Annotated in this window: 11 protein-coding genes; 1 reads left to right on the top strand and 10 read right to left on the bottom strand. The window is 64.6% G+C overall.

Annotation, left to right across the window (positions count from 1 at the left end; translation table 11 throughout):
• Positions 1 to 129: 129 nt before the first annotated feature.
• The 7 genes from QW863_RS15345 to QW863_RS15315 all read right to left on the bottom strand — a co-directional run bounded on the left by QW863_RS15345 (position 130) and on the right by QW863_RS15315 (position 8,788).
• Positions 130 to 1,452 carry an NAD(P)/FAD-dependent oxidoreductase gene (locus QW863_RS15345; protein ID WP_315715806.1) on the bottom strand — a complete coding sequence of 441 codons (1,323 nt, stop codon included), beginning with the start codon at positions 1,450 to 1,452 and terminating at the stop codon, positions 130 to 132.
• A 304-nt stretch (positions 1,453 to 1,756) separates the two neighbouring features.
• Positions 1,757 to 3,079, bottom strand: a complete 1,323-nt coding sequence (locus QW863_RS15340) for a dicarboxylate/amino acid:cation symporter (protein ID WP_315715597.1) — start codon at positions 3,077 to 3,079, stop codon at positions 1,757 to 1,759.
• 888 nt (positions 3,080 to 3,967) lie between these two features.
• On the bottom strand, positions 3,968 to 4,183 hold the full coding sequence (locus QW863_RS15335) for a helix-turn-helix transcriptional regulator (protein ID WP_315715805.1): 216 nt from the start codon (positions 4,181 to 4,183) through the stop codon (positions 3,968 to 3,970).
• 132 nt (positions 4,184 to 4,315) lie between these two features.
• Positions 4,316 to 4,846, bottom strand: a complete 531-nt coding sequence (locus QW863_RS15330; protein ID WP_315715596.1) for a hypothetical protein — start codon at positions 4,844 to 4,846, stop codon at positions 4,316 to 4,318.
• On the bottom strand, positions 4,836 to 5,726 hold the full coding sequence (locus QW863_RS15325) for an FAD:protein FMN transferase (protein ID WP_315715595.1): 891 nt from the start codon (positions 5,724 to 5,726) through the stop codon (positions 4,836 to 4,838). The genes QW863_RS15330 and QW863_RS15325 overlap by 11 nt, the downstream gene beginning before the upstream one ends.
• A complete protein-coding gene (locus QW863_RS15320) occupies positions 5,707 to 6,165 on the bottom strand; it encodes an FMN-binding protein (protein WP_315715594.1) in 459 nt (152 codons plus the stop codon). Before QW863_RS15320 ends, QW863_RS15325 begins: the two co-directional genes overlap by 20 nt.
• A gap of 628 nt (positions 6,166 to 6,793) precedes the next feature.
• Complete coding sequence (locus QW863_RS15315) at positions 6,794 to 8,788, bottom strand: multicopper oxidase domain-containing protein (protein WP_315715804.1); 1,995 nt, start codon at positions 8,786 to 8,788, stop codon at positions 6,794 to 6,796.
• A 574-nt stretch (positions 8,789 to 9,362) separates the two neighbouring features.
• Here QW863_RS15315 and QW863_RS15310 point away from each other — a divergent pair.
• The gene (locus tag QW863_RS15310) at positions 9,363 to 9,665 is read left to right on the top strand and encodes a hypothetical protein (RefSeq protein ID WP_315715593.1); all 303 of its coding nucleotides are present in this window, start codon (positions 9,363 to 9,365) and stop codon (positions 9,663 to 9,665) included.
• Positions 9,666 to 9,751: 86 nt separating this feature from the next.
• Here the strand turns inward: QW863_RS15310 and QW863_RS15305 are convergent, their stop codons facing one another.
• From QW863_RS15305 to QW863_RS15295, 3 genes are read right to left on the bottom strand one after another with little or no spacing between them, the layout of a single operon-like run.
• Positions 9,752 to 10,387, bottom strand: coding sequence for a hypothetical protein (locus QW863_RS15305; protein ID WP_315715592.1), 636 nt, complete (start codon positions 10,385 to 10,387; stop codon positions 9,752 to 9,754).
• A 47-nt stretch (positions 10,388 to 10,434) separates the two neighbouring features.
• Positions 10,435 to 10,992 (bottom strand): type II secretion system protein GspM, encoded by a 558-nt coding sequence (gene gspM / locus QW863_RS15300; RefSeq protein WP_315715591.1) that lies wholly within the window; start codon positions 10,990 to 10,992, stop codon positions 10,435 to 10,437.
• Positions 10,989 to 12,086 (bottom strand): PilN domain-containing protein, encoded by a 1,098-nt coding sequence (locus QW863_RS15295; protein WP_315715590.1) that lies wholly within the window; start codon positions 12,084 to 12,086, stop codon positions 10,989 to 10,991. Before QW863_RS15295 ends, gspM begins: the two co-directional genes overlap by 4 nt.
• Between the last annotated feature and the right edge of the window lies 1 nt (position 12,087).

Genomic DNA, 12,087 nt, shown 5'->3' with positions numbered 1-12,087 from the left:
TCCAGGCCCATCACTTCCAGGCCCATGCACCGGGCCGCGCCCGTATCCGTAATTGTGCTGCAAGTCTAAGGTCTTGCCGGGCAATAGGCGACAACAAAATCGGCCGTGCCGGCGCCCTCGGCGCGCCCGTCAGTGCAGCTTGACGTGCGGCTCGGTGCGGCGGGTGATCAGGCGCGCCAGCGTGTCCAGCGTCACCTTGGCGAGCCCGTGCAGCGCGTATTCGTGCATCTTGTAGAGCGACAGATACATCATGCGCGCGAACAGGCCTTCGAACACCAGATTGCCCCCGACCAGCGCGCCCATCATCGAGCCGACCGTGCTGAACTCGCCGAGCGACACCAGGGAGCCGAAATCGTGATAGCGGTAGTCCGCCAGCGGCTCGCCCCTGACGAAGCGCGGAATCTGCTTGTAGAGGTGCGAGGCCTGCTGATGCGCGGCCTGCGCCCGCGGCGGGACGTTGCCGCGCTCGCCCCAGGAGCAGGCCGAGCAGTCGCCAATGGCGAAGACGCGCTCGTCACGCGTGGTCTGCAGGGTCTGCCTGACCACGAGCTGGTTGATGCGGTTGGTTTCCAGCCCCGCGATGTCCTTCAGGAAGTCGGGCGCCTTGACGCCCGCGGCCCAGACGATCAGCTCGGCCGGGATGACGCGGCCGTCGGCGAGGCTCACCTTGTCAGGCCCGACCTCGGCGACCTTGGCGCCGACGAGCACCTCGACGCCGAGCTTTGCGAGCAGCTTCTCGGTCTCGCGCGAGACCCGCTCAGGCAACGCCGGCAGCACCCGGCCCGCGGCTTCGATCAGCGTGATCCTGATGTCCTTCTCGGCGTCGACCTGGTCGAGACCATAGGCCACCACCTCGCGCGTCGTGCGATGCAGCTCCGCGGCCAATTCGACGCCGGTCGCGCCGGCGCCGATGATCGCGACCTTGAGCTGGTGCGGCGCGATCGGCGAGGACTGCGAATGGACACGGATGCAGGCATTGACCATGCGCTCGTGGAAGCGCCGGGCGTCGTGCTGCGATTCCAGCTTGATCGCGTGGTCGACCACGCCGGGCGTGCCGAAATCATTGTTCTGGCTGCCGATGGCGATGACGAGCACGTCATAGGGGATGGTCCGCCGCGGCGTGACCTCGCGCCCCTCCGCGTCGAGATAGGGCGCCACCAGCACCTCGCGCTTGTCGCGGTCGAGGCCGATCATGTCGCCGATGCGGTAGTGGAAGCCGTGCCAATAGGCCTGGGCGAGATAGTCGACCTCATGGGCCGAGAGGTCCATGCTGCCCGCGGCGATCTCGTGCAGCTTCGGCTTCCAGACATGGGTGCGGTTGCGCTCGACCAGGGTGACGTCGAGCTTGCCCCTGCGGCCGTATCTGTCTCCGAGCCGGGTCGCGAGCTCCAAGCCGCCGGCGCCGCCGCCGACGATCACGATGCGAGGGACACCAGGCTGCGCAACGGCCATCATCGAACCTCTCCAAGGGTGACCGCGGCGCGACGGCATGACTCCGATGTCACGCCGGTGACGTCGTCCCTTCGGCACCACCGCCCCAGCCAGCGCGACCATGTTCACGATACGCCTTATCGTCGCGATGGCGTCGGAACGTGCTCGGCCTTGCGGCAACAGGCGGGATGCCTCCACGGTGAGCCCCTGCCCGCCGCCACCTTAGCAGATTATCCGAGATGTTGGCGGCATCGCGATTGGGCATGGCCGCCGGCCGGCGCCACCGACGCTGGAATGCGACGGCAGCGCCCCCACGACCGCAGGCCTATCCCGTCGTGACCGCGACTTCGACGTCGGCCGGGTCGATATCGCGATCGAGCGCGATGCGCAGCTTGTCGCGATCGAGCTCGCCTTCCCACCACGCCACGATCACGCAGGCGACGCCGTTGCCGCACAGATTGGTCAGTGCGCGGCACTCGCTCATGAACTTGTCGATGCCGAGCACGATCGCCATGCCGGGAACGAGCTCCGGCCGCACGGCCGCCAGCGTCCCGGCCAGGGTGATGAAGCCGGCGCCGGTGATGCCCGAGGCGCCCTTCGAGGTCAGCATCGCGACCAGCAGGATCGTGATCTGCTCGCCGAAGGACAGGTGAACGTTCATCGCCTGCGCAATGAACAGCGTCGCCAGCGTCATGTAGATGTTGGTGCCGTCGAGATTGAACGAGTAGCCGGTCGGAACCACCAGGCCGACGACCGGCTTGGAGCAGCCGAGGCGTTCAAGCTTCTCCATCATCTGCGGCAGCGCGCTCTCGGACGACGAGGTGCCGAGCACGATCAGCAGCTCGTCCTTGATGTATTTGAGGAACTTGAAGATCGAGAACCCGGCAATGCGGGCGATGATGCCGAGCACGACCACAACGAAAGTGAGCGCGGTGAGATAGAAGGTCGCGATCAGGCCGGCGAGGTTGCCGAGCGCCTGCGGCCCGTAGCGGCCGATGGTGAAGGCCATGGCGCCGAAGGCGCCGATCGGAGCGGCCTTCACCACGAGGGCGATGACGCCGAAGATCGCGTGCGCGGCGTCGTCGATGAACGCGCGCATCGTATGGCCGCGCTCACCGAGCGTCATCAGCGAAATGCCGAACAAAATCGAGAACAGCAGCACCTGCAGGATCTCGCCCTGCGCGAACGCTCCCACCACCGTGTCCGGGATGATGTGGAGCACGAAGTCGACCGACTTCATCTCGCTCGCCTGCTTGGCGTAGTTGGCGACGGCGGCGGCGTTGCTGCTCTGGCCCTGGAAGCCTGCCCCGGGCTGAATGAAATTGCCGACGATGAGCCCGAGCGCGAGCGCGAAGGTCGAGACGATCTCGAAATAGATCAGCGCCTTGACGGCGACGCGGCCGACCTTCTTCACCTCGGAGACATGCGCGATGCCCGACACGACGGTGCAGAAGATGACCGGCGCGATCACCATCTTGATCAGCTTGACGAAGCCGTCGCCCAGCGCCTTGATCCATTCGTTCCTGCCGAGCTCGGGCCAGAGCCAGCCGACGATGACACCGAGCACGATCGCGAACAGGACCTGCACATAGAGGACCCGGTAGAACGGTTTCTGCGGCGCCGCGGCCGCTGTGGTGGTTGCAGACATCGAATTTTCTCTCCCTGATCTCACTCGGTCTATCTCTCTGGTCTGCCTATGACCCGCTTCCGCGCCGGCTCCATTGCGTGCCGGGGCAACGTCGTGCGTCTGGACGCGGGCCGCGCCGGGGGCGGACCCGAGAAGCTCGCACAGGCGGGATCGCCTGTCGCCGGGTCTCAGGTCAGGAATGAGCTGTGGGCTGGCATCCGGACGTCCCCTCGCATCTGTTGTTCTGGAGCTGGCGCTCGTTTGGCGGCTCAGTAAGCAGCAATCGTGCCAGCGGAGCGGTGCCGCATGAGGCGCCTGCATGTCCTTCAGTTTGCTACGATTTGTGAACCATCACGCGGCGCGCGACCAAGCCACAGCCCGCGACTTGTCTGGACTTCCGGAAATTTGCCGTCGCAGGCGCCCGAAACATCGGACGCGCCGGCGACATGGTTCCCACCGGCAATATCCATCCCTGCCTGTCGCGCTCGACCTGGCTGGGGCGGGAGGGATCGAACCTCCGAATGGCGGAATCAAAAGTTGCGCGGTCCGCCATACAAATCAACGCGCATTCTGAAACACAGAGAGAAACCGACCTTGGGTTTTCCAATAGGTTACATCGCTATTCGGAACGCGAGCCGGCCCACGGACTGCCAAATCGGCTCGAACCACTTCCCGGGTTGCGGGCGCGTCAGGGCAAGCGTCAAGAACAGGGCGAATGACCAATGAGCCATCATTGGCTATTCTCGCGCCTTGATCGCAAACGCGAGGCGCCCGCGGCGCCCGTCGCATCCGAGTGTTGAACTCGGCTATTGGCTTCGCCAGAAGTTGCCGCGGCTGCAGAGTAGATGATGGCCAATTCCATGGGCGGCTAGCGAGCCCAGGGCGGCTTTGGAATCTGAGCGATCGGAGTTAACTATCAGCGGCACCGGGCTGGTCGCCGTCGATGAATTGCACGCCTCCCGCCTCCAGGGCGCGCCTGACGGCCGCCAAATTGTTGATTGACGGGATCCGGCCGCCTTTTTCGAGATCGCGAATGGTACTGTCACTCAAATTGGACCGAGCAGCCAATTCAGCCTGAGACCAGTCGAGCAGACCACGAGCTGCCCGAGATCGATCGGGAGTCATCAAACAGCCATTTCATGGGACGCATCGATCGCCGGCTCGGAGAATTCCTCCATGCGGCGGTTGGCCAACTGCGAGCAAGGACGTCGTTGCCGGGATGGAGACCTGCTCGGGCCAGCCGAACGCCGGATGCGGTCAACCTACTTTGCTCATGACGTTGACCAGATCGGCATCGGCAGGCGCGTCGGCAGGAACCAGGGTCGGAGAGGTCGCACGTTGTGGCCGCACGGACTGAGCCGCGGCGACAACGCTCGAGCGGCCGACGATGATGTGGGCGGTGATGACAGCCGGAACGCCGAGCCCGAACGCAATGTGGACCGTGCTGATCCAGGGCCGAAGCGCTTCGGATCCGACGTAGTAGAGCCCGAACGCCGTCGCGATGAGCAGACCATACATCGCGAGGCTGACGATACCGGTCGCTCGATTCTTCCCGGCACGCCACGCGCGCTGGACGTGCATGGGACCGAGCGCCCCAAGCAGCATCAGCGTCACCATTGCAGTTCCGCCATGCATGCTCAGCAGGTATGCGGCGGCCTGCTGCCACATCTCGCTGTCCAGCTCCGTGCGGGTCTTCATCTGGTCGGCATAGATCCACAGCGCGCCGCTGGCGAACAAGAGCCCGAGAATTCCGTAGAGGGCGAACCGAAACAAGCCTTTAAGCCGCATGCTGGTGAACTCCTTGCCAGTCCGGTGTCGTATGAATGTCGCCGTTCGCCGCAATCAACATGGCGCTCGCCTGGAAGCGCGCCAATGACGCCGCGGACTGCTCGCCGGCGACCATGACGACCTTGGTCAGCGCGTCGGCAACCATGCAGGTTGGCGCGCTCACCGTGGCGCCGTGGGCCGCCCCTGTGGGCAGCCGGGTCGAAGGCGTGACGACCGCTGTATCCATTGTTTCCGTCGATCGAAACGGGTCGAAGCGGCGCGCCGACGACGCGAGCGCCCCATTGCTTACTTCGACCTGGCACAAAAGCCTGTCCGGGAAACGCGGGTCGCGAATGTGGACGATGCGGGCATCGGGCCCGAAGGCGGCGAGGTCCCCACCTGCATTGACCATTGCGGAGCGCACGCCGCGGCTCTGCAACGCCGCGATCGCGCGGTCCACGGCGAACCCCTTGGCGATGCCGCCGAGATCGATCTTGACGGCGGAATCGCGGAAACGGACGCGGTCGTCGGCGAGCAACTCGATCGCAGTCGACTGCGGGACATCCGCTTGCGCCGTCGAGCCCACAGACGGCCTTGCCGCGCCGGCGACGGCAACGTCGAAGGCGCCGTCGGAGTGATGGGTCACATCGAGCGCCATCTTCAGCACGGCGTAGGTCCAGGAATGCACCTTCACGACGCAGCTCGATGCCGCGCGGTTCAGCCGCGACACGTCGCTGTCGGGATCGTGGAAACTCATCAGCCGATGCACGTCGGTCACCGCGGAAAACGCCGCTTCAACGGCATTCTCCGCATCGCAGCGGCGTGCATCCGTGACGTCGATCTCGACGAATGTCCCGAGCAGAGCCCGTGCTCGTCGAAGGCTAGCGGAAGTGGCTGGCATGATACGACAGCACCTTCTTAACGCCCTCGGTCAAATGGGTCGAGGACAGCGTAGCGCCCGAGATGTTGCGAATGTCGGAGTTGATGCGAAGCTCGTTCTGACTGCTCTTGCCGACGAACTGACCGAGCCAGCTGGCATCGTGCACCTCGCCGCCATAGGATTCGCGATAGTTCAGAATGTCGACGCGACGCACCCGCCCGTCGGGTCCGACGGCAACCGTGTAGTCGATCAGGAGGTGCTTGCCAACGACGTGATCGTAATAGAAGTAGCCGCCATTGCTCGCCTTCCATACCCTGCCCGGCTGGACTTCGGAAAAGCTGGCTCCCGGAAAAGCGGCCTTCTGCGCCTCTTCGACGCTCATGTACTGAATGGCATGGGCCGGTGCGGCGATCGACATGACGGCCACGGCGGGCGCCGTCCATTTCAACCAATCGCTCATCTCGTCCACCTCAACTTTGTTTCCATGGTACGCCCTCCCTCGCCGAACGCATTTTCGTCTTCTCAGGGCATCGATCGCTGTCAACCTCTCCTGCGAAGCCGTCTAAACCGCAGCAGCGACGCTCCGAACCATCCAGTTCAGTGCGACGATGAACCCGAGCGATCGATCACACTTTGCCTCGGCAACAGCCCTACCCGTTCGCGGGTCTGCCTCCGTCCTTGCGACGTTCGCAACCACGCGCGCTGCAAATGGCTCCGAATGTCAGTCGAGAGAGTAGTGTTTCGATTGCGGCGAATTGCCGCGTCGATGTTGGCGATTTGCCGGAGCGGCTGGGGAATAACAATGTTGCTGCAGATCGCCACATCGCGGGGACCGCGCTCGCGCAGCTTGCGGCACGCGAGCCTGACATTTCAAAGTCATGCAAAGACGTTTGCAGCCGTTTAGATCGATTCAAAATGCGTAATCCCATCTTCGAACAGGAGCTGGAAAGCGCGTCGCGTTTGGCAGGCGATCGTCCTTCGCGGCGGTAAGGCGGCCGCGCAAGAGCATCGCTGCGCACAAACGAAGGTCGGCGCCGCAGATGTGGCGCCGACCCTGTGAACGGCATGGCAGAAGACCGCTGCCGCAACTACCACGGCATCTGGTTCATTGCCTCCCATGGATTGCCGCCATAGGGCGAGGGCACGACCTTGATCTTCGCCATCATGCCCCCGTCCTCATGTTCGAGAATATGGCAGTGATAGACGAACTCGCCGACCTGTGAGAACGGGATATCAACCACCACGGGCTTCGACGTGCACTGCCCGTTCCGCCACTGCTCGATGCTGCAGACCCCGCTCTGGGATTCCATTACTTCCGGGACGTTCGGAGTCGCGACGCCGAGCGGGACGTTGTCCTGCAGCATACCCCCGCCGATGCTCCTGTTCAGCGATACCGACAGCGGCGTGTTCTCTCCCGCCTTGCTGTTGACGGTCCGGAAGCGCGTCTGGTGAATGTGGAAGTTGTGATTTTCCGTCGACAGCTGCACCAGCTCCCAGGTCTCGTGGACGGGGCGCTGTCCCGGCGCGAGCGGCAGACAGACGATGTTCTGCGACGGGTCGAACTGGCTCACCGGGAGCTGGGTGCCGGGCACCGGGTTGCCGTTCTGATCGACCTCCTCATAGCCGAGACCGAAGGTGCCGTCGTCGGTCAGGTCGGCGATGCCGAAGAAGATCCGGCGGCGATGCCCCGCCGGCAGCGGACGGCAGCCGGCACGCAGCGGCGCGGCGTTCGCGTACGGCACCTTGGCATCGAGGATGCCCGACGGCTGCATGGTCGCCAAGGCGTCTCCCCTGATGTCCATGGCGTAGGCGATGTGATTGCGCCAACCGCGCTGGTGGAAGTGCACCTTGGCGAGATCGACCGCCGGCCACTGATCGCCGCTACCCATCGTCAATCCGGCCATCTTGAAGGTCGCGGAGGCGGACCGCCCAAGGCTGGCGATGGCACCTGTCGCGGGATCGCGATAGGTGACGAACACCTCGGTGCGCGAGCTCGGCATCATGACCATCTGGGTGACGCAGACCGGCTTCGAATGAAAGCCCGACGTTGGCGACGGCGGACAGGGAACGACCCTGAAGCGGGCGCCGCCGAGACGAACCATGGTGTCCATCGTCGTATCCTGCGGCAGGTTCACGCTCACGCCGTCGACCGAGATCAGCTGCATGACCATCGGCTTCTGCGTCTCGTCATCGGTCAGCTGAAGATTGTAGGACAGGCTGCCGGACGCATTGGTGAGCCGCCAGACCTCGCCATCGGGATCGGTGACCTTGATCTTCGGGAACGTCTGGCCGTTGACCGTGAAGAACCATTTGCCGCCGGAGAAGTTGGAGCCGCCATCGGCCGACAGATCGACGCCCGGGCACGCCCCCTCACGCACTTCGGAGCTGTCTGCCGGAAACTGGGCGCAGAAGCCCGGATCCTGCTGGTTGATCACCTCGCCGGGCTGGACGTCCACCGGACCGCTGTCGAACTGCACCGGGCCGCCGGGCGCGACCTGAAGATCCTTCAGGATCAGATGGCGCACGCTCGCGTCCGGAAACGGCGAATGCCTGGCATCGCCATGCGCATAGTCCGAGACCTCGCCGACCGAGATGATGCCCGCCAGGCCTTGCGAGACCTGGTTGAGCGAAATGCCATGAATGTGCGGGTGAAACCAGAACTGGCCCGACGGGTGGTTGCGCGGAATCTCGATGCGGTAATCCGCGGAGTCCATCTTGTTGGAGCCGTGCTGATGGGTGGTCTGCGGCACCGGCATGCCGTTGGCCGAGTTGAAGATCTGAACGAAGACGTAGTCCCCGAACGTCTGGTCGGTCAGCGTCGGCGCGCGCGGCTCGACGATCAGCCCATGGGTATGCAGGTTGGTCGGATTGCGAAACAAATTGGCCTGGCCGGGATCGGAGTTGTGATTCACCTTGGCCGGGTCGAGCTGCGGCAGCTGGTTCACCAGCCTGATCTTCAGCGTATCCCCCTTCTGCAGCGCCAGTCGCACGCCACCATAATCCGCCACCGCGGCGCCGGCAGGACATTTGTCGCCTGAGGCCGGCCGCCGACAGATCTCGTAGACCCAGCCGGTCGGGTTCATCGGCGAGCCCCCAGGGGGCTCATAGGTGATCGTCGAGATCGGCTTGGGGCGCGCGATCATCAGCAGATCGAGCACGCCATGCCAACTCCTGAACACCGTCGGCTCGGCCAGATCGTGGGCCTGCGCCGCAGGACCCGCAACGGTCAAACCGGCCAACATCGCGGCCGCCGACGTCAGTAATCGCAGAGTTGGCTTGCGCACACGCCCAACTAACATGCCTGATCCCCATCTGGCTCGAGATACACCGGTAGGAACGATCGCCGTCCCCGGGATGCGGAATTCGAATGAGCAGTCCGAACTCATCAGCCGATCTGCCGCATCGTCCCCTCGGCCTTCGTCGCCATGTCGGGTGGCTCCTTTGTGACGTTTTCTTTCGCTTTGTGAGAATTGCCGACCGGCGTTTAAGAATCGATCTAACTACACGTCCAGACGCCTGCGTTGTGCGCGTGGCGGACAGCAGCGACACAAAAACGACAACCAGCTCTCGTAGCTCGCCATGAAGCTCATGAGATCGTGTCGGACGCGAACGCTGCTGGACATGTTTGTGAGTGCCCCGCTCCGAGGAGACCGAACGATGCTGCTTGCTGTTGTTCTCGCATGGGCCTGCAACGTAACCGGCATGGCCTGTGGAGCACCGACCACCGAGATCATCCAGAAGGCCTATGAGCAGGAGGCGCCGTCATCCGGCGTCCGCCACGACAAGGGCCTCAAGATCGTCGAGGCGACCTGCGACAAGGGCGACGTGGGCGGGCGTTTCCTGTGCCAGGTCTCTTTCGTATCGGAGGACGACCCCGACAAGCGCCTGTATTTCGACATCGTCTCCGCGGCTCTCACGGACAAGGGATGGGTGCTGACGAGCGGATTGTGCAAGCGCTGAGCGCCATCGACCGAGAGCCGCATCGCTTTTGTCGGTGCGGCCTGCCGGCGCCTATCGTCACGCTTCGATCCAGATCGGATCCATCCTTACAATTGACGGCGTCCCGAGCGTTGGCGTTGATGCATCCGGAGCAGCCTCGACTCGGGCGACAGAAAGGGCGGCCCTGCTTGAGCCAGCGGAGGCGCCGTGGGGGTTGACGGCATCTGGGCAAAGCTTTCGCTAGCTGAATTCGTCGGCTGGGCCGGCGCCTGCGCCGGCAGCAGCGTGAGAACGGTGACGTCCTCGCCCCGTTGCAGCGTGACCGATCTCGCCTCGACGAGACGCAGCGTCCACCCCTGATAGTCCGCGCCGGTTCTGATCCGCAACGGCGTCTTGCTGCTCGTATCGACGAACACCGCAAGGCCGCGGTCCCCGTTCACGACGGTGCCGACGAGCGCGAGTTGCGGCCGTTCCGGTGCGGGCGGCTCCTGCACCACCGGAGCCTCCACGACGGCCGGCAGCGGAGCCTCCGTCGGCGGAGGGCGGCGAGACGGCGAAAATAGCGGGCGCTCGCGCGTCGCCGACAATTGCTCGAGCGGAATGCCCCATAATGGGTTGCCGGTTCGCGATGGCGTTCGCTGCGCGATGGACGAGGCTTGCGCCGGTCCGCTCGGCTGTTCGGCGGAGACCGCTCCCGAGACGTCCAGACCGGTCGAATGGGCGATGCCGAACGCCGACGCCACCGCCAGAACGCTGCAACAGCTGATCATGCAAAGCTTGGCGCGACTGCTCATTGCGGGCCCTGCCATTGTCCGGAGACCGTCATCAGCACGCGTAGTTTTCCGCCGGATGCCGCCGCGGGCGCGTTCCCCTCGACGACCAGTTCGTCGACGAACAGACAGGGCATGCCGGCCTCCAGATCGTAGAGGATCGGCTGCAGATCGGACTGACCGGCCTCGAAGCTCGCGCTCCCGCTGATATGACCGTCCTTGGCGCGGGGGCCCTGCACATCGAGCTGCGACGACGACACGCTGCCGCCGTGACGCGTCACCACGTCGCCGAGGCGCTGCAGCAGCGCTGCTCCTGCCACGGTCACCGTCGGTCCTTCGAGAAAGGCCGATCCCGTCATGCCGGCATCGCCGTTGCCGTCCTGACGCGCGGCCGCCATGCTGTGGGCGTCGAACAGGTGGAGTGTATCGGCGAGCGAGATCACTTCGCTGCGCTGATCGATCATGCTCTTGATCGACAGCACCGTGACCGAGATCAGCACGATCAGCAGTCCCGCATAGGCGGCGGCGGCGATCGAGGGCGATGCGGAATTGTCCGTGACGAGCTTTGCGACGCTCATGTGCCAAGTCCAAAATGGGGCTTGATGCCCGCTTCGATATGGAACCGTTGTCCGGGATCGTCAGCCGAACGCGTGGTCGGCGCGAAGAAGGTCGCGCGCGTGAAGTGCGCCGACTGCTCGATCAATTTGACCAGTGCCGGCGCATCCTGGGTCATTCCGACGATTTGCAGTCTGTCTTTCTCGATCCGCAGCTCGGTCACATACGTGTTGTCGGGCAGTATCCGGGACAGCGCCTCCATCAGCACGACCGCCGCGGGGCTTTCCTGCTTGCGTCGCATCAGGCCTCGCAGCGCGGCGTTGTCGGTGCCCTGCAGATCGAGGCGCAGCGCTGCGCGCCGCTCGGATATCCTCCGCGTGAGCTGGCCTTGCTGCTCGTCCAGCCTCTCGCCCAGCAGGCTCCCCGCCGCGAAAGACAGCGCCGCTGAGATTGCGGCGACGATCAACAGAGCGGCCAGGACCCGACTGACACGGCCGACGTCGAGCGATCCCCCCAGGCGCTGCTCGGTCAACCTCGTTGCATTGGTTGCGGTGAGCCGGTCGTCGACCGGCATCGGCGCCGTCTCAGGCGCAGCAAACAGGATGATCGATCCAGCCCGCCAGGACTCGGCGAGGCGAATGAGAGATTCCAGCTTCGGCCTTGGCGCGGCGATCACGGTTGTTTGGATGCGCTCACTCGATATCTCGACCGGCGCAGTCCTGCCGAACACGGCCTCATGCGCCGACCACGGCGTCAACCGGTCGAGCTGCGAGCGGACCATGGCATCGAGAAACTCGACGGCGCGCTTGGGCAGATCCAGCGGCCGCCAGAGAAAACGGTCCGGCCTCAGCACGACTTCGATCCGGCTGCCGTGAACGGCCGCCTTCCAGCTCTCCGGAGGCGCGGGCAGGCTCGCGTCGCCGTCCGGCAGGAGAATGCGACAATCGGGCGGGACGGATCGCCCGGGTCGCGCGAGCATCCGCATGATGAAGACGTTCCGTTCAATCTCGATCAGCCGGACAGACGGCTTGATGGTGAGCCGGCCTATCGCGGCCACCACGGCTTCGGCGACGGAGCCGATCCAGGCCGCCAGTTCGCGGCGCACGCGCGTCGACATC

The sequence above is a fragment of the Bradyrhizobium sp. SZCCHNR1017 genome (assembly GCF_032381375.1).
In the GTDB taxonomy this organism is placed as follows: Bacteria; Pseudomonadota; Alphaproteobacteria; order Rhizobiales; family Xanthobacteraceae; genus Bradyrhizobium.
This window is presented reverse-complemented; position numbering and strand designations above follow the sequence as displayed.

Bases quoted from the DNA above. Each gene is read 5' to 3' on its own strand.
- QW863_RS15345 (WP_315715806.1), bottom strand. From the start codon at position 1,452: ATGGCCGTTGCGCAGCCTGGTGTCCCTCGCATCGTGATCGTCGGCGGC.
- QW863_RS15340 (WP_315715597.1), bottom strand. From the start codon at position 3,079: ATGTCTGCAACCACCACAGCGGCCGCGGCGCCGCAGAAACCGTTCTAC.
- QW863_RS15335 (WP_315715805.1), bottom strand. From the start codon at position 4,183: ATGACTCCCGATCGATCTCGGGCAGCTCGTGGTCTGCTCGACTGGTCT.
- QW863_RS15330 (WP_315715596.1), bottom strand. From the start codon at position 4,846: ATGCGGCTTAAAGGCTTGTTTCGGTTCGCCCTCTACGGAATTCTCGGG.
- QW863_RS15325 (WP_315715595.1), bottom strand. From the start codon at position 5,726: ATGCCAGCCACTTCCGCTAGCCTTCGACGAGCACGGGCTCTGCTCGGG.
- QW863_RS15320 (WP_315715594.1), bottom strand. From the start codon at position 6,165: ATGAGCGATTGGTTGAAATGGACGGCGCCCGCCGTGGCCGTCATGTCG.
- QW863_RS15315 (WP_315715804.1), bottom strand. From the start codon at position 8,788: ATGAACCCGACCGGCTGGGTCTACGAGATCTGTCGGCGGCCGGCCTCA.
- QW863_RS15310 (WP_315715593.1), top strand. From the start codon at position 9,363: ATGCTGCTTGCTGTTGTTCTCGCATGGGCCTGCAACGTAACCGGCATG.
- gspM (WP_315715591.1), bottom strand. From the start codon at position 10,992: ATGAGCGTCGCAAAGCTCGTCACGGACAATTCCGCATCGCCCTCGATC.
- QW863_RS15295 (WP_315715590.1), bottom strand. From the start codon at position 12,086: ATGTCGACGCGCGTGCGCCGCGAACTGGCGGCCTGGATCGGCTCCGTC.